This is a genomic window from Ruegeria lacuscaerulensis (assembly GCF_013034745.1).
Taxonomy (GTDB): domain Bacteria; phylum Pseudomonadota; class Alphaproteobacteria; order Rhodobacterales; family Rhodobacteraceae; genus Ruegeria; species Ruegeria lacuscaerulensis_B.
This window is the reverse complement of the sequence record NZ_WQGP01000008.1, coordinates 223495-246499: the sequence shown is the minus strand read 5'-3', so window position 1 is coordinate 246499 and position 23005 is coordinate 223495. Positions and strand designations below refer to the sequence as shown.

Annotated in this window: 30 protein-coding genes and 2 tRNA genes; 4 read left to right on the top strand and 28 right to left on the bottom strand. The window is 57.0% G+C overall.

Annotated elements, in window-relative coordinates; all coding sequences use genetic code 11:
• Positions 1–38 precede the first annotated feature (38 nt).
• From GOV79_RS17325 to GOV79_RS17275, 11 genes are all read right to left on the bottom strand, one after another.
• The gene (locus GOV79_RS17325) at positions 39–1322 is read right to left on the bottom strand and encodes a PriCT-2 domain-containing protein (RefSeq protein ID WP_170790815.1); all 1284 of its coding nucleotides are present in this window, start codon (positions 1320–1322) and stop codon (positions 39–41) included.
• On the bottom strand, positions 1312–1527 hold the full coding sequence (locus GOV79_RS17320; protein ID WP_170790813.1) for a hypothetical protein: 216 nt from the start codon (positions 1525–1527) through the stop codon (positions 1312–1314). The genes GOV79_RS17325 and GOV79_RS17320 overlap by 11 nt, the downstream gene beginning before the upstream one ends.
• A gap of 291 nt (positions 1528–1818) precedes the next feature.
• Positions 1819–2097: a helix-turn-helix transcriptional regulator gene (locus tag GOV79_RS17315; protein WP_170790811.1), complete on the bottom strand. Its 279-nt coding sequence runs from the start codon at positions 2095–2097 to the stop codon at positions 1819–1821.
• 116 nt (positions 2098–2213) lie between these two features.
• Complete coding sequence (locus GOV79_RS17310) at positions 2214–2930, bottom strand: hypothetical protein (protein WP_170790808.1); 717 nt, start codon at positions 2928–2930, stop codon at positions 2214–2216.
• Positions 2931–2950: 20 nt separating this feature from the next.
• A complete protein-coding gene (locus GOV79_RS17305) occupies positions 2951–4141 on the bottom strand; it encodes a tyrosine-type recombinase/integrase (protein WP_170790807.1) in 1191 nt (396 codons plus the stop codon).
• A gap of 146 nt (positions 4142–4287) precedes the next feature.
• A tRNA-Phe gene (locus tag GOV79_RS17300) sits at positions 4288–4362 on the bottom strand.
• Positions 4363–4441: 79 nt separating this feature from the next.
• Positions 4442–4624, bottom strand: a complete 183-nt coding sequence (locus tag GOV79_RS17295) for a DNA gyrase inhibitor YacG (protein ID WP_170790804.1) — start codon at positions 4622–4624, stop codon at positions 4442–4444.
• A complete protein-coding gene (locus tag GOV79_RS17290) occupies positions 4621–5643 on the bottom strand; it encodes a ribonuclease E/G (protein WP_170790802.1) in 1023 nt (340 codons plus the stop codon). Before GOV79_RS17290 ends, GOV79_RS17295 begins: the two co-directional genes overlap by 4 nt.
• On the bottom strand, positions 5640–6218 hold the full coding sequence (locus GOV79_RS17285; RefSeq protein WP_170790800.1) for a Maf family protein: 579 nt from the start codon (positions 6216–6218) through the stop codon (positions 5640–5642). Before GOV79_RS17285 ends, GOV79_RS17290 begins: the two co-directional genes overlap by 4 nt.
• Positions 6219–6229: 11 nt before the next feature.
• The gene (infA, locus tag GOV79_RS17280; protein WP_005978431.1) at positions 6230–6448 is read right to left on the bottom strand and encodes a translation initiation factor IF-1; all 219 of its coding nucleotides are present in this window, start codon (positions 6446–6448) and stop codon (positions 6230–6232) included.
• A gap of 87 nt (positions 6449–6535) precedes the next feature.
• Positions 6536–7414 (bottom strand): carbon-nitrogen hydrolase family protein, encoded by an 879-nt coding sequence (locus tag GOV79_RS17275; RefSeq protein ID WP_170790798.1) that lies wholly within the window; start codon positions 7412–7414, stop codon positions 6536–6538.
• Between the two features lie 138 nt (positions 7415–7552).
• On the opposite strand from GOV79_RS17275, the gene GOV79_RS17270 reads away from it, so the two are divergent.
• On the top strand, positions 7553–7768 hold the full coding sequence (locus tag GOV79_RS17270; RefSeq protein ID WP_170774005.1) for a hypothetical protein: 216 nt from the start codon (positions 7553–7555) through the stop codon (positions 7766–7768).
• A gap of 15 nt (positions 7769–7783) precedes the next feature.
• Here the strand turns inward: GOV79_RS17270 and GOV79_RS17265 are convergent, their stop codons facing one another.
• The 10 genes from GOV79_RS17265 to GOV79_RS17220 form a co-directional block, all read right to left on the bottom strand.
• Positions 7784–8383, bottom strand: coding sequence for a GNAT family N-acetyltransferase (locus GOV79_RS17265; RefSeq protein WP_170790796.1), 600 nt, complete (start codon positions 8381–8383; stop codon positions 7784–7786).
• Entirely contained in the window at positions 8376–8774 is a 399-nt protein-coding gene (locus tag GOV79_RS17260) for a ketosteroid isomerase-related protein (protein ID WP_170786825.1), read from the bottom strand. Before GOV79_RS17260 ends, GOV79_RS17265 begins: the two co-directional genes overlap by 8 nt.
• Before the next feature lie 2 nt (positions 8775–8776).
• Complete coding sequence (locus tag GOV79_RS17255) at positions 8777–9229, bottom strand: arsenate-mycothiol transferase ArsC (RefSeq protein WP_170353273.1); 453 nt, start codon at positions 9227–9229, stop codon at positions 8777–8779.
• Positions 9230–9232: 3 nt separating this feature from the next.
• Positions 9233–9712, bottom strand: coding sequence for a UPF0262 family protein (locus GOV79_RS17250; protein WP_170786826.1), 480 nt, complete (start codon positions 9710–9712; stop codon positions 9233–9235).
• Positions 9713–9788: 76 nt separating this feature from the next.
• Positions 9789–10586 (bottom strand): glycosyltransferase family 32 protein, encoded by a 798-nt coding sequence (locus tag GOV79_RS17245; protein ID WP_170790794.1) that lies wholly within the window; start codon positions 10584–10586, stop codon positions 9789–9791.
• Positions 10587–10621: 35 nt separating this feature from the next.
• The gene (gene hisD, locus GOV79_RS17240; RefSeq protein ID WP_170790792.1) at positions 10622–11923 is read right to left on the bottom strand and encodes a histidinol dehydrogenase; all 1302 of its coding nucleotides are present in this window, start codon (positions 11921–11923) and stop codon (positions 10622–10624) included.
• 21 nt (positions 11924–11944) lie between these two features.
• Positions 11945–12415: a GNAT family N-acetyltransferase gene (locus GOV79_RS17235; protein WP_237218049.1), complete on the bottom strand. Its 471-nt coding sequence runs from the start codon at positions 12413–12415 to the stop codon at positions 11945–11947.
• A gap of 79 nt (positions 12416–12494) precedes the next feature.
• Positions 12495–12971: a DUF2948 family protein gene (locus GOV79_RS17230; protein ID WP_170773990.1), complete on the bottom strand. Its 477-nt coding sequence runs from the start codon at positions 12969–12971 to the stop codon at positions 12495–12497.
• Positions 12968–14236 carry a UDP-N-acetylglucosamine 1-carboxyvinyltransferase gene (gene murA, locus GOV79_RS17225; RefSeq protein WP_170790789.1) on the bottom strand — a complete coding sequence of 423 codons (1269 nt, stop codon included), beginning with the start codon at positions 14234–14236 and terminating at the stop codon, positions 12968–12970. Before murA ends, GOV79_RS17230 begins: the two co-directional genes overlap by 4 nt.
• A gap of 6 nt (positions 14237–14242) precedes the next feature.
• Positions 14243–14398 carry a hypothetical protein gene (locus GOV79_RS17220; RefSeq protein WP_170790787.1) on the bottom strand — a complete coding sequence of 52 codons (156 nt, stop codon included), beginning with the start codon at positions 14396–14398 and terminating at the stop codon, positions 14243–14245.
• Positions 14399–14481: 83 nt separating this feature from the next.
• Here GOV79_RS17220 and GOV79_RS17215 point away from each other — a divergent pair.
• Positions 14482–14556 (top strand) — tRNA-Thr (locus GOV79_RS17215).
• Positions 14557–14706: 150 nt separating this feature from the next.
• Here GOV79_RS17215 and GOV79_RS17210 read toward each other — a convergent pair.
• The 4 genes from GOV79_RS17210 to GOV79_RS17195 all read right to left on the bottom strand — a co-directional run bounded on the left by GOV79_RS17210 (position 14707) and on the right by GOV79_RS17195 (position 16575).
• Positions 14707–14862: a hypothetical protein gene (locus GOV79_RS17210; RefSeq protein WP_170790785.1), complete on the bottom strand. Its 156-nt coding sequence runs from the start codon at positions 14860–14862 to the stop codon at positions 14707–14709.
• 120 nt (positions 14863–14982) lie between these two features.
• Positions 14983–15690, bottom strand: a complete 708-nt coding sequence (locus tag GOV79_RS17205) for an IS6 family transposase (RefSeq protein WP_010442732.1) — start codon at positions 15688–15690, stop codon at positions 14983–14985.
• Positions 15687–16226 carry an HNH endonuclease gene (locus GOV79_RS17200; protein ID WP_170790783.1) on the bottom strand — a complete coding sequence of 180 codons (540 nt, stop codon included), beginning with the start codon at positions 16224–16226 and terminating at the stop codon, positions 15687–15689. Before GOV79_RS17200 ends, GOV79_RS17205 begins: the two co-directional genes overlap by 4 nt.
• Positions 16227–16329: 103 nt before the next feature.
• Complete coding sequence (locus GOV79_RS17195) at positions 16330–16575, bottom strand: hypothetical protein (protein ID WP_170790782.1); 246 nt, start codon at positions 16573–16575, stop codon at positions 16330–16332.
• 57 nt (positions 16576–16632) lie between these two features.
• On the opposite strand from GOV79_RS17195, the gene GOV79_RS17190 reads away from it, so the two are divergent.
• The gene (locus GOV79_RS17190; protein ID WP_170790781.1) at positions 16633–17199 is read left to right on the top strand and encodes a hypothetical protein; all 567 of its coding nucleotides are present in this window, start codon (positions 16633–16635) and stop codon (positions 17197–17199) included.
• Here GOV79_RS17190 and GOV79_RS17185 read toward each other — a convergent pair.
• On the bottom strand, positions 17196–18401 hold the full coding sequence (locus GOV79_RS17185) for a tyrosine-type recombinase/integrase (RefSeq protein WP_170790780.1): 1206 nt from the start codon (positions 18399–18401) through the stop codon (positions 17196–17198). The genes GOV79_RS17190 and GOV79_RS17185 overlap by 4 nt on opposite strands.
• A 444-nt stretch (positions 18402–18845) precedes the next feature.
• Here GOV79_RS17185 and GOV79_RS17180 point away from each other — a divergent pair, with 444 nt between their 5' ends.
• The gene (locus GOV79_RS17180; RefSeq protein ID WP_170790778.1) at positions 18846–19919 is read left to right on the top strand and encodes an acyltransferase family protein; all 1074 of its coding nucleotides are present in this window, start codon (positions 18846–18848) and stop codon (positions 19917–19919) included.
• 9 nt (positions 19920–19928) lie between these two features.
• Here the strand turns inward: GOV79_RS17180 and GOV79_RS17175 are convergent, their stop codons facing one another.
• Positions 19929–20435 (bottom strand): hypothetical protein, encoded by a 507-nt coding sequence (locus GOV79_RS17175; RefSeq protein WP_170790776.1) that lies wholly within the window; start codon positions 20433–20435, stop codon positions 19929–19931.
• A gap of 595 nt (positions 20436–21030) precedes the next feature.
• Positions 21031–22851: a BCCT family transporter gene (locus GOV79_RS17170; RefSeq protein WP_170790774.1), complete on the bottom strand. Its 1821-nt coding sequence runs from the start codon at positions 22849–22851 to the stop codon at positions 21031–21033.
• Positions 22852–23005 lie beyond the last annotated feature (154 nt).

The window sequence follows — 23005 nt, the reverse complement described above, 5'->3', positions numbered from 1 at the left end:
CCGAGGCCAGTCATGCACTAACAATCAAGTCGGACCAGTCAAATCAGGCCATCCACGAGCAAGCGAGCATCATCGGCACCGTTTTCTGAAAAATCTTCTTTGCGCTCACGATACAAACGCTGAGCACAACTACGCGCAAGTCCGGTGACGTATGAACGCGTGATCACTTTCCACCTGACATTTGACCATTCAAGCCATTGTCCAGATGCTTCCACAAAAAGCAGGCGATTATGGTGTTGTTCGGCAAACTTGGCCCCATTCCACCCGTCACCATGCGGCCCCAAGTGGGAGCAAAGCGACAAATTGGGTAAGACCCATCCATCTCGTTTAGCATAGTGAAAGAGCGTCCCCACACGCGCCATGTTTGGACGGTCCTCAGACGAAAACCCTGACCAGATACGTCCCAGTTCATTTGGATTATGAGCGCCCTCTGTCCATGCGTCGCTGAACTCTTCCGCGAGGTCATAGCCACGGCCATCGCCACCGAAGAAGTAGTGGATTGCCGCAACAACGCGGTACCATCCATTCCAATCGAAACGCCCGTCATTTTTGATCGTTCGAACAGCATCCTCAACGATCTCGGGGGCTATTGATATGCGTTCGTTTCTGCCGCTTGGTGTTGGTCTTGGCGTATCTGAGGAATTTCTCGGTGCGACAGCATGGCTGTCTGCAATGGCATCACTAGACCAAATATCCACCGTGCCGCCAGCAACAAACCACGCTTCAAAGGGGGCGCCATTAATGTGGCGTGGAAAGTAAAATGCCCTAGCAAGATCAAAACAGCTTGGATCCGCCTCGATGCCCAGTTGCTTGGCCAACTGTATTAGTCCTGCCTTGTATACTGCGGCCGCTTGATTGTGAGTGTCGAATTTGCTGCTTAGCCACGGTTTTCTGGCTATTAAAAAGACCCGGTACTTCGAACACGGAGCATGACGAATTGTTATATGGGGTTCTCCAGAGAGCGTCTGAACTTTGGGGTTCTCTGGTGATCCGACCACTTCCGCTTCGGACCAGACGCACTCGCGGTACTTTTTTTGTTGAAGATATTGCTCCGCCGAACCTTCAGGGAATTTTCCACGAAATCGGTTCCATTCAGATTGCGCAACTTCCAAAGTCGTTGATCCGTGCGAATGCGTAGAGACAATAACGGCGGCGTAACCCAAGCTAAAACAACTTGCTGCAATTTCCTCTTTCGTATCACCGCGATCACAATCAAATGTGGGAAGCTCGCACTTCGTCGCATTGGCTGATAACCGCACGCCATTTTCAAACAAAATTGGTGAGAAACAAGATCCGTGTTTGTCGCCGACTCTATGTTCCATCAATTGCAACAGAACATCGATGAAGGGTTTTTTCCTCAGCAACAAGTGCGCGTTCAGTGATACGTGGCGCGACTGAAATCGACACGCTCTCTGGCAATTGCAACTCGCCTATTGGCAATTGGTGACTTGGCAAACCAAGCAACTCTAACGAATTGTAATCCCAACACTTGCTTTCCTTCTCGAGTTTGATTTTCTTGTTTTTCATGTTCTTAACCTTCAAATGCGCGGCACCATGGGCAAAGTCAAAAGACTTCGTGCACCAGTCACGAGACCACGGCGCAACTTGATTGATTGAACCAAGGCGCGCGTCTTGTTTTTGGTGGGCAAGCGCGATTAATCGAAGCGGGTGGCGACGAAACCGTCCCAACTGAGTTGATTGTGAATGGAGATTTCGAACCGACCCGGTGAAGGAGCGCTAGGGGATATTGTTGATCCTTTCCTTACGCTCAACTGAACTGGACGCACCCAATCTTATTTCAAAGGGTCGAGTCGACACTCATTTAGCCAGCTTGTTTCTTAATCGATCGGCTAACGCAGACGATTTAAGAGCAGTCTTGGCTCGGTCTTGAACGAAACAATCCAGCCAGGATTCAGGTAACGCCGCCGCCCGTGCCGATACCTTGAGAAAAGGTGGAAAATCACCTTCCGCAATCATGGCATAGACTTGAGACCGGCTCAGCCCTGTGCGTTGGAATACTTCATCTGGGCGCAGTAAGCGGCCGGTTGGGGGACATTCCAGCCAAGGTTTGGATACTGTTGGGACTATTCTCAACATCGTAACTCCTCGTGAAACTGGCCATTGTTGGCCAACTAGGAGCATGCCGGGACATTCTTGGACAGTTTAGGGAAGGACTGGATCAAAAACGCGTACGAGTTCTCCCCATAATACTCCTACCTTTTAAGGAAGTCATAAAAATATCCGTAGTAGGTTACCCAGTCAGGCAAGGTCAGACCTCCTTCCTTCGTCTCAGGGACCACTTCCATTTCAAGAGCCTTTTTCAGGTTCTCATGGATGGCTGCCCTTGATCTCTGACGCCATGGATTGGTCAAGGCACCAGACTGCGCACGCACTCCCCCTGCCAAGGCCGGCAGATCGACGGTTTCTCGCGCGAAAGCGATGGAATGATAGGCGAACTCGACGAGGCGCGACCCGTTGCCGTCGTCACTGCACCAGGTCGTCGGTTCCTCTTCGAAGGCCGCGTAAAAGAGACCCGTGATGCGTGGGTAAAAAGCATACAGAGGTCCGCGGCGCGAGTGATCGGCGCCGGGCGCATCGATCAGGCGGCGCATATCAGCGATCCACCGTTCGATGTCCCGACGAAGCGCGACGGGAGGCAACGGCGGGTAGAAACCATCTTCCCGCAATGCCTCGGCCAACCGTAAGTATGTCTCATAAGCCTTGCCCAGTTGCTCTATCTTGCCGGCCCGTTTTCCTTTCGGCCGAACCGACAGTGACAATATGGTTACTTCGGTTATCAACTGGGAAAGAACACTTGAGAACTGGTCAAGTTGCACACCTTCGACCAAATGCAGCCCTGAGTGGTCTAGCACCGCCCTGGCTCGGGACTGAAGGCTGAGGATTTTGGACCCGTTTTGCTTGCTTGGCACCTAAAGCTTCCCCACTATGACTAAGCGAGATCGCGGTACAGATCCAATTGGTCTGCCCACCACTGAGCTATATCAACCCGTTCGTCCCAGTGCTCGCCGCGTGCATATGCCCGGCGCACATCGTTACCCTCGACATGCGCCAGCGCCCGCTCAATCGCGTCCGGGTTCCACTTTCCGGATTCGTTCGCCAGCGTCGAAAAGGTTGCCCGGAACCCATGCGCCGTGACCTTGTCCTTATCGAAGCCCATCCGCCGAATGGCCTGGTTGAAGGTGTTGTCTGAGACCGGCTTTTTCCAATCCCGGGTGGACGGGAACAGCAGGTCGCTCTTATGACGATAACGCTGCAATTCGCGCAAGCGTTCCACCGCTTGCCGCGGCAGTGGCACACGGTGCGGCCGCCGCATTTTCATCCGCTCCGCTGGGATCCGCCATGTAGCTTCTTCAAGATCGAACTCGTCCCAGCAAGCAAGACGCAACTCACCGGGTCGCTGCGCGAGAAGTGCCAGGAGGTTCAGCGCGATGACCGTTTTTGGTTCACCAGAATAGGCGTCGATGGCCCGCATCAACGCGCCAATTTCGCGCTTGTCGATTAGGGCGGAACGATGTTTCTTCCTCGGACTGATTAAGGCGCCTTTCAGGGCTTGTGTCGGGTCGGTCGTGGCCCGCCCCGTTGCGATGGCGTAACGAAGGATCGCACCAATCGTCGATCTAAGCCGGTTGGCAGTTTCAAACTTCCCATCTGCTTCGACGACACGGAGGCAGGCCAGGATGTCTTGCGTCTCGATCTCCTTCACCTCCATGTCCCCGAGGCGTGCCTCGGCTAGCGACACGATCCGCTCTAGTTTCTTCAGGGTTTGCGCCGCCCTGCCCTCGCGTTTCAGTTTATCAAGATATTCCGCTGCCAAATCCGAAAACGAGATGCCTTTTTCGAGGAATTCCTGGCGCTTTCTACGCTGCCTTTCAACCGAGGGATCATACCCCTCGACCAGCAAAAGCCGCGCATCGTCACGTTTTTCACGCGCGAGCTTGAGGCCGACGAGCGGGTAGCTTCCGAGCGCGAGGAGTTTCTCCTTCCCGTTGAACCGGTACTTGAAACGCCAAAGCCTTGATCCCGTTGGATTTACCAGGAGGTAAAGCCCATGTGAGTCGCTGGCCTTGTAGGGCTTGTCCCGGGACTTGAGGTTGCGGATGGCGACGTCGGAAAGGGGCACTGGCAAAATCCGGAATCGAATTGCACATACCCTTTAATATACCCCCAACTTTTCCGGCTGTCACCGGTTTTGACTGGACACTACTGGACTCGGTATCCAGTGTTTACAGATACTTGGACGTTTCTGGACACTGCTGGATTTTGAAGTGGTGCCCGGGGGCGGAATCGAACCACCGACACGAGGATTTTCAATCCACTGCTCTACCCCTGAGCTACCCGGGCACGGGAACGGCGACTGCCGTTGGGTGGAGGCGTTCTATGACTTGCTACTGGCAGTGTCCAGAGCCTTTTTTACATTTTTTCAATGCGGACGCGAATGACCGGTTTCGTCGACTTCGGCATCCGCCTCAGCGTTCTCTTCACGTTGCGACGGCACCGCGTAAGAACCGTTCAGCCACTTGGCAAGATCGACATCCGCGCAGCGCTTCGAGCAAAACGGGCGGTACGTGGCAACAGTGTCTTCACCGCAGATCGGACAGCTCATTTCAACACCTCGCTCAGCGGCAGCCGGGCCCGTTTGCGCTGCAATTCGAAATGCCCCAATGGCGTCCAGCCTGCCAGTGTGGTTTCGATCGGGTCGGACTTGAAGGCGGCGCGCAGAGCGGACTCGAACCCTCGACGGTCCTTCTTGGGCATTGGCGCCAGATCGAGCGTGATTTGCCCGCCCAACCCGCGTACCCGCAAGGCGCGCGCCAACGTTTTGGCACAGGCGAAATTGGCCTTGGTTCCAGCGGCCAAGGATGTGTCAGCACCGGTATTGACGTCGACGGCGACCAGCGCGCGGGTGGGCTGAATGTAGAGGTGCCCTCCGCCGGGCAAAGGCTCAGAAACGCTGCGGGCCGTGTCCAATGCCTCCAGCACGCCATGGGTGCCAAAACTGCCTGCGCGGGTTTCGACCTCGGCCGGGTCGGTCCAGTCACGCCAGGCCAGAACATGAGGGCCGTCGCCTTCAAGCAGCAGTTCCGGCTCGGTTCCAGAGTCGTTCATCACAGCGTCGGCATGGGCCAGCATGGCGCTGATATCTTCGGCAATCTCGCCCGCATCCTCACCAGCGCAGCACGAGCGCAGGATCAGGCCGTAATCGCTGCCGTCCATCACCTCATGCGCTATCTCAAGCAGGCGGTCACGCTCATCCTCGTCGCGGATCGAGCGCGAGATGTTCAGACCGGGCGCGTCGGGGGTGACAATAGCGTAGCGACTTTTGAACAGAACACGGTCGGTCACGGGCAGGGCTTTGCCCGGCTCGGCATAACCCGTCACCTGCACAAGAATCAGGGCACCGGGGGCGAGGCCCTTGACCTGCCGCAGAAACGCCGGGCCGTCGGGTGTCGACAGGAACATGCCGCCCTGCCCTTTCACGGGCCGATCCGCGCGGGCGCGGTAGATTGTGCCCGGTGCAGGCGCATCGGCGGCGATCAGAAAATCATCCAACTTGCCGTCGACCATCAACGCGGCCGCCTCGCGGTCGTTGATGTGATCCAGAACAATAGTGCGACCCTTCATGACGCCTCACGATACAGGGGATAGCCGATACCTTGCAAAAGGGCGGCGGTTTCAGACAAGGGCAGACCGACGATACCGGTGAACGAGCCCGAAATCCACGGGATGAACGCGCCAGCGGGGCCTTGGATAGCGTATGCGCCCGCCTTGCCCTGCCAGTCTCCGGTCGCCAGATAGGCGTTAATCTCAACATCCGACAGGCGCTTGACCTTGACCTGTGAGACCACGTCGCGTTGCAGCACCTGATCCCCGCGTCGCACCGCGACCGAGGTGATCACCCGGTGGCGACGCCCGGACAGCGCATGCAGAAACTCAGCCGCCTGGCCTGCGTTTTCGGGTTTGCCCAGAATACGACGGCCCAGCGCCACAGTGGTATCCGCGCAGAGGGTAACGTCATCGCTATCCGCTTGCACCGCCTGAACTTTTTCGCGCGTGATACGGCTGCAATAGGGAACCGGCAGTTCGCCCTTCAGGGGCGTTTCGTCGATGTCAGGGGGGCGGATCGCATCGGGCTGCACGCCAAGCTGAGCCAACAGGTCCAGCCGCCTTGGACTGCCCGATCCGAGGATAAACGCCATGAGAAAAGGCGTTACTTGAAGCGATAGTTGATCCGACCCTTGGTCAGATCATAGGGGGTCATCTCGACCTGAACTTTGTCGCCAGCCAGAACACGGATGCGGTTCTTGCGCATCTTGCCTGCCGTATGTGCGATGATCTCATGGCCGTTTTCCAGCTCGACCCGAAACGTCGCATTAGGCAGGAGTTCCTTCACGACACCGGGAAATTCGAGCGTATCTTCCTTGGCCATGTTGTCTCCACATTTACGTTGCACTCGCAGAATCTGCGAGGATGTGCGCTTAAATGAGCCTATTTCGGGCTTATTTCAAGGCCGGAATCACGAAAGAGCAGAGATTGTGACCGATTCGACTCGGGGCGTTTGCTCATCCCAATGGGTTCGGTTCAGCACATGGCCATCGGCGCGGACCTCTGCAATGGCCGACAAGTCGATATCGGCGTAAGTCCAGCCGGGTTGGTTCAACTGTCCTTCGGCCAATACGCCGGTGCCGGGGAAGCCTTTGTCGGGCGGGCCGAAGATACCGCCCGTGCCAGTGTTCGTATCCACGGCCTCGGACCACGCGTTGCTGCCGACCAGAGACGCCATGACCGTCACACACTGGTTTTCCAGCGCGCGCGCCATCGCGCCGATCCGCACCCGCCAATAGCCTGAGAGCGCCTCGGTGCATGAAGGTACAAGGATCAGGTCCGCGTCACTCAGCGCGCGGCCCAGCAGGGGAAACTCACTGTCATAGCAGATAAGAACGCCGATCTTGCCCAGTTTGGTGTCGAACAGTTTCAGCGGGCCGCCGGGAGCGATATCCCAAGCCTCGCGCTCGAACCGGGTCATGATTTGCTTGTCTTGGTGATCCTGCTGGCCATCGGGCGCATAAAGCGCCGCGCGGTTCACCGGGCGACCCGGCCCATCCACAACCGGAGCAGACGCGCCCAGAATATAGGTGCCATATTCGCGCGCCAGCCGTTGATGCAGGGCCTGCGCATCTGCCATCCGATCCGACACCGCGCGGATCGAACGTTCCAGATCACCTGCCACATCGGCCCCGTCCAACGTAGACAGCTCCATCGCGCCATATTCGGGAAAGACCAGCAACTCGGCCCCCTGCCCGGCGGCCTCGCTGACCCAGCGGTTCAGCTTATCCTCATACTGCGCCCAACTGTCGAGCCAGTCGAGGTCATAGGCGGCGGTTGCGACTTTCATGGGCTGCGTCCTTCAGCATTGGATTGGAGCGACCCTAGGACAGGATCGCGCGATATGTATAGACCCGGCCGAGATCCGACGGGAAAGTGAATTGGCTTACCGGCCCAGACTTGGTTCAATAGGGTCAGGAGGATCACCATGCAAAACCCCGAAAGCTTCGAAAAGTTCTATTTCGCCAAGGTCGGTATGGGCGAGGCCTGCGGCTGCGCTGAGCGTGTCATTGACGTGTTCGAATTCAATCGCAAAGGCGGGGCACAGACAAAATCCGAGGTTCGACTGGAAAAACCCAAACGCCGGTCCTTTCGCGGATGGGCGGTGAAGTACGGCCTTCTCAGCCGCAAACAGACACGCTGAGACCGAAAGGCGCAGCTACGCGTTCAGATCCCTGATCCAGAACTGCAACGGTTTCTGCGTCTCGCCGTCTTCTCCGATATCCTTCCACGAAAACTGCGCCACGACACCGGGTAAGGGTTGATACCCGCGTGCCCGCCAGAACGCATCCAAAGGCCTATAGCTTTCTGGTCGCATCGGATGGTCGACAGGGCGCTGCACACCGCAAAAGGCGCATTTCGTAAAGCCCAAAGCGCGCGCGTGGGCTTCGCGTTGATCGAAGAATTTATGACCAACACCCTGCCCCCGGTAGTCCGGCAGCAGAACAGATTCGGCGCAATAGAAAACATCCGACAAATCCACGCCTGACCCGTGAAAGGCCGCAGCAAAATCTTCGGCATGATCGGCCAGAGGCGCACCGGTTGAGGCCCCGATCAGACGGTCACCGTCAAAGGCCCCTACCACGATGGATCGGGCACTGTCGCGGTAGGCTTGCAAGTATTTCCGCTCATAGCCCAGATCCCCATCATAGAGATAGGGCCATGCGTGAAACACATTGATGCGCAACCGGGCCACATCGTCCAGAGCGGCCTCAAGCGCCGCTCCGGTCAGGGGGCGGACGTCTGTGACCTCAGCCACAGGACACCTGTTTGGTCCAGTCGGCCAGGTTGTAAAAGGTGGTCACGCGAGTGATCTTGCCGTCTTGCAGATCAAAAAACGATCCGGCGGGCAGGCGGTAGGTCTGACCATGCGCCTCGGGCAAACCCTCATCTGTTTCCAGATAGGTACCATTCACGATGAACTCGGCCGCCGCACGAGTGCCGCCTTGGGCGTCGAACACCACGATGTCGGTCAGGTTTTCACGGTAGCAGCGGTTCATGTGGGCGCAGAAGGCGGCGAATTTCTCTTTGCCGACACGAATCTGCCCTTCGTTTACATGATGGGCCACGTCGTCGGACAGGCAGGCCAACATGCCATCAACGTCACCTGCGTTGAAGGCTTTGAAATAGGTTTCGACGGTCTGGTTCATGGTCACTCCGTTGGTTCGCCCCAGCGGTCCTTCAGATGTTTGATGATCTGATCGCGGGTCTGTCGGTAGTGCGTTAGCTTGTCTTCACGACTTTCGCCCAGTCCGGTAGGGTCCATTATTGGCCAATAATCGACATCCAGATGAAAAATACGGGTCAAATCCAACGCTCGCCTTTGGCTGGCGGGTGACAACGCGACGATCAGGTCGAACGAGCTGAGGTCATCGCCCCATTCCTGCATCTCGTCGAAGGAACGCGACCTGTGTCGCGAAAGCTCAACGCCGATTTCCTGGCAGACGGCGACGCAGAAACCGTCGATCTCCAGATCGTTATGGACACCGGCAGATTGCACATAGGTACCGGTGCCGTAGAACTTTTTCATGATGCCTTCGGCCATCGGGGACCGAACCGAGTTGTGGTCGCAACAGAACAGAATGGACTGCGGCAGAGACGTCACCCGTCAGCCCCCAAAGTGCAATACGCAAATCAGCGTGAACAGGCGGCGGGCGGTGTCGGTGTCAATTTCGGCCTTGCCTTCCAGCCTATCTTGCAGGACCCGGCTGCCTTCGTTGTGAATGCCCCGCCGCGCCATATCGATGGTTTCGATCTGACTGGGTGGCAGCGATTTCACTGCGTCGAAATAGCTTTCGCATATCTGGAAATAGTCTTTTACCACCTGCTTGAACGGGCCCAGCGACAGGTGGAATTCGGCGGCTTTTTCCTCGGTCTCGGTGGCGATATCGAAAACCAGCCGTTTGTCCCGGATGGACAGTTGCAGATGATAGGGGCCGTCAGGCACCACGCGATCGTCGCGCGCGGGCAGCGCAAAGGAGTTCTCCTCCAGCAGATCATAGATCGCGACCTTGCGCTCCTGCTCGATCTCGGGCGTCGGCGGGGGCAGGTTTCGGTCATCCAGTTCTATGTGCGAAATGCGGGTCATGCGTACGTGGTCCATTCAGGTCGGGTCAGACTTATAGCAAGAAAATTGAATGAGCAACGCGGCCCTGTGGCTTTTGTCACAGCGGATACAGGGACGGGTCAATCGCATGTTTGCGCAACAAGGTGTCGACCAAAGATCCGGAATTGATCTCTCGGTCCTTGAATATCTTTCGAAACCACGACCCAAAGAAATGGATGGACATTTTGCTTTGCCAATCCAGAAATTCCAGCTTGGACATATCAGGCTCGTTCCACAGACCGCGATGCCGGAGTGGAACGGCGTAAAGCTCGACTCTCGGCAAGCTCATGTCATGCTCCGGCGTCCCATAAAGGCTGTGGAAAAACAGCGGCGGCCCAAGCGTTGACAAAGGCAGGCTCCAGTAGGTGGATTGCCCGTAAATGTCCCGATAGGCGTGCTTTCTGTCATCCGACCACCAGAACGGCACGAGGTCGCTGTCGAAAGCGAAATCGCACATCTTCTTCAAAGCCGGGCTGTCGCTGGGCAGAGCCACAACCCCGTTCATCATCCGCTGCCGTGCCAGATTGGCTTTGGGAAACAAATACCCGTCACGGGTCTCGAACGGCCGTACCGCATAGGCATCCGCGTCCACCCAGATATAGTCGGTCTGCTGCATCAGTTTCAGGCGAAACAGATCGGCGTGGACTGCCACCGAGCGCATGATCGGGTCGCGGTAGATCTCGGGTGTGTCAAAGATTTCCCGCGCATCGCGGGCCTCGATATAGTCCGGGATATCCTCGAGATCGCCGTAGTGATAGACGATGGGCGTCTGGTCCACATCCGCGAAGGATTTAAGGCACAGGTGCTCGAGAAAGCTGAACCGTTTGCCGATCCACAAGGTTGCTACGCGCTCCAAACTGCCCTCCACCTGATATCTGTTGGTTCGCGCCTTTAGTCGTTCAGACGATCCAGCCGGGCCGTGACGGACAGGCCATGAGCTTCAAGGCTTTCAGACCGCGCCAGTTGCGCCGCAGCAGGACCGATGGCGCGCAGCGCAGCGGGGGTCATCTGGGACAGCGTGGTGCGTTTGAGGAAATCCATCACGCTCAGCCCCGAAGAAAACCGCGCCGAGCGCGCGGTGGGCAGCACGTGATTGGGGCCGCCAACATAGTCGCCGATGGCCTCGGGCGTGTATTGGCCCAGAAAGATGGCGCCTGCGTGGACGGTTTTTGCGCTCAGCGCCACAGGGTCGGCAATGCAGAGTTCAAGATGCTCTGGGGCGATACGGTTCGACAGCGCGGCGGCCTCATCCAGATCGCGCGCGGTGATCACTGCGCCAAAATCGCGCCAGCTTGCGCCTGCGATGGCGCGGCGCTCGAGCGTCTCAAGGCGCTTGTCCACGGCAGCGGCAACCGACCGACCGAAAGCTGCATCATCAGTGATCAGGATCGACTGCGCACTTTCGTCATGTTCCGCCTGACTCAGCAAATCAAGCGCGATCCAATCGGGGTCGTTGTCCTTATCGGCGATCACCAGAATTTCGGAGGGGCCCGCGATCATGTCGATACCCACCTTGCCAAACACCCGCCTCTTTGCCGCGGCGACAAAGGCATTGCCCGGACCTGTAATCTTGTCCACCGGGGCGATGCTGTCCGTACCATAGGCAAGCGCGGCAATCGCTTGTGCCCCACCCACGCGATAGATCGTATCCACACCCGACAACTGCGCGGCCAGCAGAACCAAGGGGTTCACCACCCCATCCGGCGTGGGCACGGCAATCGCCAGACGCTCAACCCCCGCCACTTTGGCCGGAATCGCATTCATCAAGACCGACGAAGGGTACGAAGCCAACCCACCCGGCACATAAAGCCCCGCGGCCGACACGGCCGACCAACGCCAGCCCAGCGTGGCCCCGGCCTCATCCGTCCATTCGTGATCGGCGGGCATTTGCTTTTCGTGATAGGCCCGGATGCGCGCCGCAGCCAGTTCCAGCGCGGCGCGATCCTCATCCGTGACCTCAGCCACTGCCGCCGCGATCTCATCAGCCGAAAACGCCAAAGTATCAGGGGTCAGTTCCAGCCGGTCGAATTTGGCCGTCAGCTCAATCACCGCCGCGTCGCCGCGCGCGCGCACGTCCTGAATGATCTCGGCCACAACCGCATCCACGTCGGGGCTGTCTTCGCGCTTGGCCGACAACAGCGCAGCAAAGGCGGTTTCGAAATCGGTCGAGCTTGTCTCAAGGAAAACTGGCATCGTCTTGCACTCCGGGGCGTTTCATCGGGACATATCGCCCGAGGGGAAGGGCCTCAACCCTTCGTCGGTCGGGTGCAACGATTTGCGCATCGGAAATTGCAGGACGCCCTGCCATTCTTCGGCCTCACCCGCGCCCTTCCAACCGAACCGGCGATAAAATTCCCGTGCCGTCGCAGTGGCATAAACTTGTGCCACCGCACACCCTTGATCGACCAGTTCACTTTCCAGCCGGATCAACAGGGCTAATCCGACACCACGCCGCACATAGGCTGGATCGACATAGAGCAGCGACACTTCCGAACGGTTGTGCAGCCCGCCGACCCCGGCCACCTGCCCGTCAATCTCGGCCAGCCAAAGCTGCGCGCCGGATTGTATCCAGCGTCGGATCGTCTGAGGGTCCTTGTTGGCCGTCCAGGCCGCCAGCAGCGCGGGCTGCTTGTGATGGTCTGCCGCACAAAGATAGGTGATCGAGCGGATCAGAGCGCGGCTCATCTGGAACACATCGAACACGGTCGCACGGCGCAGGACCAGCCCTGTGGAAGGCCCGGAAAACGCCTGCGCTATGCCCCGTTTATTCCGGATGATGCGGCGCCTGCCCAGACGGTGCCTGATAGGGCCGCGTGACGTCCTTGAGGGACACATCCACAGCCTCGACCAGCAATCGGATCGCGCCATCCCCGGCCAGAGTCAGCACCACGCGGCCCGCCCCATCTTCGCCCGGCTCAAAATCAATCGACAAGAGGGACATCACCATGTCCTTGTCGCTGCGGTCGATCCCCTGACTTGCCACCGACAGCACCGAGTCGAACACCAGCACCGACTGTACCCGCTCAAACGGGCGGTCGCGCAGGGTGGCGGCGTCTTTGTCCTCCCACCGAAAGCGGTTCAACAGCAAGCCAAAGCGGCGTTGGGATGGCCGCCAAGTCATCTCGGTTATGGGAAACACCGCGTCCTGTGTCAGGGTCGAGATCACCTGCAGGTCATCTGCATCCTCGGCACCAAGATTCAGCGGGGCCTCGCGCCCGTCATGGAAACTTGCGTCTGTCATTGGCCTTTGATCCGTTCAATCTTTGCACCCACGCCTTCCAGCTTGCGCACCACATGTTCATAGCCACGATCCAGATGATAGACCCGGCTAACCGTCGTCTCACCTTCGGCCGCCAAACCGGCCAGAATCAGCGAGACCGAGGCCCGCAGATCGGTCGCCATCACAGGCGCGCCTTTCAAACGTTCGACGCCCGTTACCGTGGCCGTGCCGCCATGTACCTCGATATTGGCCCCCATTCGTACCAGTTCAGGGGCGTGCATAAAGCGATTCTCAAAAATACGCTCTTCAAGAACGGACACACCTTCGGCAGTACACATCAGCGCCATCATTTGCGCCTGTAAATCCGTGGGGAAACCGGGGAAGGGTTCCGTGACCACATCCACCGACCGAACACGCCCGTTCTTGCGCGCGACCATCAGACCATTTGCGGTTTCCGTCACGCTGACACCCGCTGCTTCCAGCTTTTCGGCAAAGGACGCAACCAGCGACATCCGCCCTCCCAGCAACTCGACCTCACCGCCGCAGATCGCCGGGGCCAGCATATAGGTGCCCAGTTCGATCCGGTCAGTGACAACCTGATGGGTCGCGCCGTGCAAACGGTCGACGCCCTGAATTTCGATGGTCGAGCTCCCCTCGCCTGAAATCTGCGCGCCCATCTTGCGCAGGCATTCGACCAGATCGACGATCTCGGGCTCGCGCGCTGCGTTTTTCAGGACGGTGGTACCTTTGGCCAGCGTGGCCGCCATCACAATGTTCTCAGTCGCCCCGACCGAGGCAAAACGCATCTCATGCACCGCGCCTTTCAACCCACCGGGGGCCTTGGCGTGCAGATATCCGTCTTTCAGCTCGATCTCGGCGCCCAGCGCTTCAAGCCCTTCCACATGCAGATCCATCGGGCGCGCACCGATCGCACAGCCACCGGGCAGCGACACGACCGCCTGCCCGAACCGCGCCAGCAAAGGCCCCAGCACAAGGTTCGAGGCCCGCATCTTGCGCACGATGTCATAATCCGCCGTCTGACTGGTCAGATCATGGCTGGACATGGCAATCACCTGCCCGTCCTGCAACGACGACACCTCGGCCCCCAGCGATTGCAGTAGGGCGGTCATGGTCTTGATATCGCTCAGACGCGGCGCGTTGGTCAGCGTCAGCGGTTCATCGCTGAGCAGCGTTGCGGGCATCAGCGTCAAACACGCGTTTTTAGCCCCTGCAATCGGGATCTGACCGTTTAGCGGCCCGTTACCCGTTACCAGAATCGAATCCATTTGCTCTTATCCCTCGTCCTTATCGGCCTTGCCCCCAGCGACCGCCCGCGCCTTGGCCTGCGCCTTGCGCCGCGCCATGTTTGCCTTCAGCGCGGCCTTCAGCCGCTCTTCGCGCGCATCAATGGGTTTGCCTTGTTTTTTTGGTGAATTTTTTTCCGTCATGATCTTTCTCTACAGGAGGCGAAAAAAACCGTCCAGACACCCTTGCGCCGCGTTTCGTTTGAGTCTAATCACCCGCCCACAGCGCTGCTGTAGCTCAGAGGTAGAGCACTCCCTTGGTAAGGGAGAGGTCGAGAGTTCAATTCTCTCCAGCAGCACCATAAAACCCAGAAAATAAAAGATAAAATTGCCTGCGACGATCTGGCTTGATTTTTTCGGAACGCTTTTCGGAACATCTGAGGGTTTGACCGTAAACACTAATTAGTTTGATCCGAATCCGCCCGTATAGGTCCATGACCTAGCTCTAAAACTCACTGATGCCCCACCGGGCCTTTCAATTCAGGCTCAGTCGGCAGGGGATGGTCTGGCGGCTCGACCCCGTGCTTGTAAAGCCACTCAAAAACCGCGCCCCAGTCATCCTGCAACGAAGGCAGGCTGCGGTACTGGCGCAGAGATTGATGTGACATGACCGGCAATATCCGTTGACGTTGGTAAGGTTGCCTACTTGGATTTTCGCTGAAAGTTTCACCGCAGGGTGCTGTCAGACGAATTCGAACCAGTCTCAGTTTGCCGCGGAAACCGCGAACCTATCCGGAACAAAGCTGACGCCACTCGCTAAGAGCGGCGGCGCGGGTCAGCTTGAAGGTGTCTCGACTGGCTAGCGATCTTTCCTGGTTGAAGTGATTGTAGACGGAGGAATGGACGGAGGCGAATTTCTGTAGACTTCGCATGCGCCTGAAACGCTGCATCGCGCGTTCGCGTCGTCGAAACGGCAGGTGTGAATTCTCGGCGCGGTTGTTGAGCCACCTGCCCGTCTGTTGTTTTTCGAACGCGCCTATTTCTCTGAGCGCAGCCTTGTAGGAAGCGAAGCGATCTGTGACGACCTCCTTGGCGCAACCGTGCCGTTTCATCAATTTCCTGAGGAATTTTAGTGCTGCAGCCTTGTTTCGGCGCTTGGTGACTACGGCTTCCAGCACTTCACCTTCGTGATCTACTGCACGCCACAGATAATGTCGCTTGCCATTCACCTTTACGAAAACCTCGTCCACGTGCCACTTCCATTTCGAGAACGCGCGCAGCTGCTGCACACGCTTCCGTCGGATCTCAGCTGCAAACATTGGACCAAACCTGTTCCACCAATATCGGACGGTTTCGTGGCTCACGTCGATGCCTCGCTCGTGCAACAGATCTTCGACATTTCGAAGCGAGAGCGGGAAACGGATGTACAGCATCACCGCAAGGCGGATGACCTCGGGACTGGTTTTGAAGTACTTGAAAGAGGCAGGTTTGGTCATGGGCAAAAGCTACGCAACCGTCCTGCCTGCCTCAAGACAAGTTCTTCTGACAAGACCTGCCCGCGCTCGATTAGCCCAACCGTCACGTCTGAAATTTCCAACGCCGAACCTATGGTCAGTTTGGAAACTCCGGCCTTCATAGCGGCTAGAGCGACTTCGATTTTGTAAGGGTTCACTCGGGTCGATGGGTTGTCGTAGCCGTAGCGAATGGTGCCGTGTCGGTACTTATCGCGCGTGTTTTCCGCAGGTGTCGCCCAGCGCAGGTTTTCGGCCCGGTTATCGCTCGGATCGCCGTTGTTGTGCGCGGCTTGGTGCTTTGGCGATGGTGGCGGGCCGTGGAAGGCTTCGCAAACGATGCGATTAACTAAGCGGCGCTTGCGTGTTCGGTCGGTTCGCGACCCAATCATCACGGTCAGGTAGCCTTCCTTTTTGACCTGCAGCTTCAAAGGTTCGCCTTTGACGTTGCAAATCTTGCCTGTGTTGCTCACCCGGTAGCCCGGCACCCCGACAATCGATTTCCACATTTCGTCCGGCATCGCTCCCCCCAAGTCATGCCTTCTCCGTTCGCTCAAAATCAGTCGTTTTGGCGATGCGATTTGTAAAGCATTGAACAGTTTAGGCGGCGGTTTTCTCGCCTTCCTACCTTGCCAACTCTGCAAGGATGGTTTGCCGAGAAATGTCAATTTCACCGCTGGCAATCTTCTCGACCACCATGTCGGCGTCATGGTTCGTAATGGAAGGACGCCCGCCCACCATGACTACCCGGATGCCCAGCAAGCCTGAGCGTCGGAGTTCCCATTGCGTCGTTCTGCTCTTGATTTTAAGGCGCGTTTCCATGAATTCCGTGTATCCGATCAGGGCCAGTGGCTCTTTCTCCTGCGTCATCGTCCGTTCTCCCATTGTTAAGTAATTTACGTTTTGATTTACGTTTGACCGGAAAAAGTGTTTCGTCAAACACTATTTTCTGTAAATTACCTTTACGGGCGGTTGCGGACAGATTTAAACGCCTGTACCGTCCGTTGTGGATCAATTTGGGAATGGAATGGTGACCAGATGAGTGAGACAGCAAACGTAGTCAGCTTTGCGGACGACCTGCTGGAGATGTACCGCGCTCAGTTGAAGGAAATGAAAAAAGGCGAGGCAACACAGCGCGAGACGCTGGATGCAGCCTATCGCAAACTGGAAAACGCGCGCGGCGGACACCGGGAAGTGGCCCTAGAGACAGCCCTTCAGGAGTTGCGCGGGCTGCAGTTCTTCTTGGAGCAGCGATTGCGGCTGTTTTCGGAAATCGAACACATGAGCGAAATGCGCAGGGACTTGCTGGTAGACAGCAGACCCCGAGGACCGGTTACGCTTGAAAATGTAGAAAAAACGGCTGCGGAATTGGAGGAGCAGGGATTGAAGCCATCGACGCGAAACATCGGTCAAAGGCTCGGCATCAGCGCAGCACGGGTTTCGCAACTTCGAAAAGCGGCGGCGGAGGCAGGCTCAAGCCCATCAGACTCTTAAGCCGGGAACCCGGCACCGAGTTCCTTGGTGGGCTTGAAATAGTGTTTCACGATGATGTCCACCGACGTGTCCGCGATGGCCGCAACCGTCATCGGATCGATCCGCGCTGTCTGAATGGCCCAAGTGATTGCACTGTGGCGGATGCTGTAAGGACGCAACCCATCGGGATCGATGTTGGTCAACGCCAAGGCGCGATAGAACGGATCAACCTGAAAGCCCTCCCCCCATCGCTCCCCGGCATCGTTGGTCAGGATCGGATCGTTTGGCTGCTTGCCGGACGTTAGATCGGCAAACAGCGCGTGAGCCTTATCGAATAGCTGGCAGGTCTTTGGACCGCTGTGGCGGCGGTTCTTTCCGTACCGGTAACGGACCACCCTTCGGTTTGATGAGAAATCGAACACGTCCAACATGCGCAATTCCTGCGGGCGCTGCAGTGTATATACCGCTGCCCGCAAATAGGTCGCGTAAGCAGGAGAGAACGTCTCGGCGGCTTTGATCAGCTTCCGAACCTCCGCCATCGACATGGCACGTCCACCGCTCTCCATTTCATCGACACTCATCGTGTCAGCCTTTTCTGCTTCGGTCTTCTTATTGCCGTGCTTCTCAGCCGCCACCCACTCGCTATTGCCGGTGTGCTTCAGGTCTGTCACGGCCAGATTAAACGCTGCTTTCAGCAACCCCAATTCCTTATCGCCTGACGACTTGGCGCGCGTGTCACCTCGAACAGGCGTGTCCCTGAATTCGTGGCACTGCGCCTTGGTAACATCGCCAAGCGGCGTGTCTGGACCAAAGAACCGCTTCACCCGATCAGCGAATGACCTCCAGTTTTTGGTCGTCGTGGTTTGGCTCTTGTCGGAGCGGTCACCCATCAATTGATCATACCAATGATCAACCGCCTGCTCGACGGTCACCTGCTCCGCTTTGACAGCGGATGCGCGCGCCGATTCGATGGCTTCCTTTTGCCACTGCTCTGCGCGGGACGCAGCCTCGGCGAAGGTCAGACCACCGGGCGTCGGTGTCGCGTCTGCCAGTGAGTGTTTCAGGTAACGGCTCTTTCCGGTTGGATGCGGAATGCGGGCCACCCACTTGTCGCCCTTCTCACCCCGGTAGATGCCAAGGTGAAGTTTGCCGCCCATGTCTTCAAAGTATGGGTCGCGCCGAACCGCCAACCTCTGGCGCTGCGCTTCCGTTGCTATTTTCATCGTCCAATTTCCTCTCGTCTGAGCGGCCTTTGATCCGCCCGTATATGGCTCGGTTTGGTCCCAAATATTTCGGGACAATTTCGGAACATTTACCCCGAAAATCGGGCTTCGGAACACGTTTCGGAACACATCGGTTTAGACCGATTTGGACCATATTTAACGCATTTACAAAGGGTTAGTAATCCGTAACTATTCGTATTGGTCCATATATATCCCTTGGTAAGGGAGAGGTAGAGAGTTCAATTCTCTCCAGCAGCACCATTCCCAAATTACTGATTTTCAATACTCGTCTCGCTGCTGCGGCGCCGCTGGCCAATTGCCCTCGGCACCAACAGTGTTGACTCGGCCCAACGCGGCATGGGACCCTTCGCCATTGTGTTCATAAGCTTCCCATTTCAGGTGGCATTTCTCTGTAACCTTGTGTGCAGGTTCGGGAGTTAAAGAGTGACTGATATTCGTTCCGACAATAGCAACGCGGCCCCAACGCAATCATTGGCAGGGCGCTTGGGCTGGATTGATGCGGTAAAAGGCCTGACGATCATTTTCGTGGTTCTACACCATTCTATCGCCGGGTTCCGGTTCGACCCGACCTTCCCCGAATGGATCAGAACCTTCAACTACAGCCTCGATCCCGTGCGCATGCCCCTGTTCTTTCTGGTAGCCGGGCTGTTTGCCAAAAAGGCTATCGACGGCCCCGCAGACAAGTTCATCCGCGGCAAGGTGATCTATTTCCTCTATTTCTACCTTCTGTGGTCCATGATCATCTTCACCTTTCGGTTTGGACTGAACGCTATTACCAATTCGACCACCTATTGGTGGGAAATCCTGATAATTCCCTGGGACCCGCTGCCGACGATCTGGTTTCTGTACGCCCTCATGCTGTCTTTCGTAATATTGCGCCTGCTGCGCGGCGTTCCCCCGGTCTATATTGTCGGGTTTGCGGCCATCATACAGGCGCAGTTCCTGCTGAATGTCTGGCCCGAAGGCGTGGTCGTCATCGCCGATAAACTGGCCAAGCTGTTCGTCTATTTCGCGATCGGAGTATATGCGTCTGAATGGATCAGATCTTCGGCGGTCAAGGCGCGCGCGCTACCGGTGATCGCATTGTGGATCGGGTTCCTCGGGCTCAGCATCGCTGCGCTGTCGGGAGGATTCGAGAAACTTCCTCTGGTCTACTTTTCCCTATCGGCCCTGTCCGCCTCGGCAATCATTGGAACGGTAGTTCTGGCCTCGAACGCGGGCAAGGCCAAGTGGTTGGTTACAATCGGAAGTTTCAGCCTGTATATCTACCTCACCCATTTCCTTCCCGTGGCAGGGACGCGCATCATTCTATCCAAAATTTTGGGTATTACCGAGCCGCTGGTGGTGATCCCGCTTTCGGTTCTGGCGGCGCTAGTGTTCGGAATCGTCTTCTGTAAAGTGCTGACAGGATCAAGACTCCAATGGCTGATCAAAGTTCCCGATCGAGTGTTGAACCGCACGCTTTCTCTGCCGTTCGGAACCGCAACCCGGACCTGAAGAACCAGTCTAGTTCAGGCGCCCGGATGCGGCCAAAGCACCGGCCAGAGCGCTCTCGATCTCTTTGGGAAAGTCACGGCCTTTCTTATGCAATCCTGCCGCGACCCAGCCCACCATATGGCCTCGGGCACCAATGCCATTTGCGCGCACTTCGGTCGGGCAGGTTTGTTCCTTCTGAACCAGGGTCATAGCTTTTTCGACCTCGTGATCAGACAAAACCATTTTGACAGCGCTGATGATATCCATCGACATCTGAAGAGTCTGATGTTCCATCCTGTGCGCCGCGCCCGACAAAAGCCGGGTACAAAAGGCCGATAGGAAATACCAACGAAAAATCGAAAACACCCGATCCTGGAACTCGGTCGGGTGCTCTTGGGTGACCCTCGCTGTCTGTGCAATCCGTTCGAAAGCTGCCTCAGCCGCCTGAGAGGCTCGGCAAATCTGTGCCTCGCGCGACGTCACAGACGCAGCGATCAAAGCAGACGGGACAGCGGTACCAGCGGTTCCTAAGTTCATAATCGTCCTCCAGCTCTAACTCCTGCTGAAGACATGGGTACATCCAAAAACATTCGATTGTGATTTTTCGCCAAAAATTCCCTAAAGTGTTAAATGACTGTCTTCACGAAAATGTCACAGAAAGGCATTTAACGCAAACATTAGCTGCATCAGACGTCGGTCAATTCCCACCAAGTAGATTTCATGTCGCACAACAAATTAAGGCAATTCTGCAATTTGTTTCCAAATTGGCTCTTAAAATGGACATGTTCTGACAATAGTTCTGCCCATTTCGCCGGATACTGATGATCAATCCCGCAATTCAGTTGACCAGTATTGTTGTAACGAGGGGGTACGAGCGGGAATAGGGGGTGAGCGCCTGCCAAGCCCGACTCGCCCAAGGGCAGGCCAGCTCCCCCCGCATGCAGATCTTTCATCAGTTTCAGAAACCGTCTGAAAAGCTGCACCACAGAGGTCGCTGCTTTGCCAGATCGCCTGTCAACGACAGGCACATCCGCCTGTTTCGTTCCACTTTTTCACGGCCTTGAGTGAGGTCGTGACATGAAAAACGCCGCCCCAATTTGGGGCGGCGCGTCTTATCTTGAGCAATGGAGGCTTATTCAGCCGCCTGCGCCACTTCGCTCTTGTCGCGTAGACCGTCGCGGAACAATGCCTTGGCCAGCGCCACCATCATCAGCCCCATCACCATGGTGAAGGGCAACGCGCCGATGATCATTGCGTTGCGCAGCGCATCCAGCGGGTTGTTGTCACCAGCCGCCAGGATCAGCGTACCGATCACAGCCGTCAGGATCAGACCCCAGATAATACGGTGCTTAATGCCAGTCTCTTGGCTGCCGCCCGACATGATCGTGTTCATAACCAGAATACCCGAGTCCGCAGAGGTCACCAGGAAGGTCATGATCAGGATTACGCACATCACGTTCAGCATCGACAGCAGACCGCCGTCAATCATGTAGGACAGGGTCACGAACAGCTTGTTGGTATTCGACGCACCGATGATCGCGCCTTCCGCTGCACCAGCCAATTCCAGATCAATCGCGGTACCACCCAGAACGGTCATCCATGCAAAGCACACCAGCGCCGGTGCGAACACACAGCCCAGGATGAACTCACGCACCGAGCGACCCTTGGAGATACGCGCCAGGAACAGGCCCACGAAGGGCGAGAAGGCGATCCACCAAGCCCAGTAGAACGTGGTCCAGCCGGCTTGCCAGCCGAACTGACGGCCCTGCTCACCTGCAGCATAGGCTGCGGCCAGCGTCGCTTCGTCCAGCTCAGCCGCTGCGCCTTCCAGACCGCTCTTGAAGCCGTCAAAGCTGCCCCAAGCATTCGTCGCACCACCCATCAGCGCATCCGCATGGGCCTGCGCCTCGGCCGGCAAGGCCGCTGCAAAAGCTTCAGCTGAAAGCGGGCCATAGGCACCAAAGCTCAGCGATACGAAGTGCAGGATATAGTCGACCATTGCCGTACCATAGGTGGTCATCGCGAAGACAAACGAGCCAAACACAACGAACGTACCCAGCAGGATGATCGACAGAACAAGGTTCAGGTTCGACAGATATTTAACGCCCCGGCCGACACCCGACACCGCCGAGATGATCGACAGCCCCATGATGACAGCCAGACCCGAGATCAGACCCACTTTCGATGGTGTCGGAACCTCGCCGCCCAAGTCCATAATCCATTCCATACCGGTAATTGCGTACAGCCCATCGATGAACTGGCTTACGCCAAACCCGATCGTCACCGACACACCCAAGATGGTCGCGACCACGCCCAGCACGTCAACCACGTGACCCAAGAAGCCGTTCATCAGCTTGCCGAACAGCGGCGTCAGCGCCGCGCGGATGGTCAATGGCATGTTGCGTGTATACGCGTAGTAGGCCAACGATAGGCCGGTCACCACATAGATTGCCCAGGCGTGGAAACCATAATGCAGATAGGTGTAGCGATAAGCCGACTGCACAGCATCTGGCACGTTACCCGGGACGTCGCCCGCAACCACAACGGGGTTCGAACCCCACAGGCCCAGAGGCTCGGCTGTGGCGAACACCATCAGACCCACACCCAGACCGGCGCCAAACATCATCGAGAACCAGGAGAAATTCGAGAACTCGGGCTTTTCGCCTGGCTGACCCATTACGCGCTTGCCCGTCGAAGGAAGAATCGCAATGACCGCCAGGAAGAAGAAAAACAAGCCAACGATGATGATGTAGAAGCTGTTGAACACTTCCAAGATTTGAGAGTTCCAGCTGCCCAGAGTGCTGTTGGCATTGGCCGGGAACACCAAAGCCCACAGCACCAGCGCAACCATGATGCCTTTACTGATTAGCGCAATCGGTACGCTGTTGTTTTCATAAAAACCGCTATCCGCCGTTTTTATGTCCAAGTCCGTAAACGGGTCCTTTATCGACATCTACTTCCTCCGTGTTGTCGTTCGTTTTTGGGGAAAGCTACCGCGACCGGCGCGCTTCCCCCAGAGATTTCGCAATTATGTGATAAATGAACTTTCCAGATCGGACGTGCCGCACGCTTTCCACCAATCGCCACCTGTTGATCCGACAATTCGA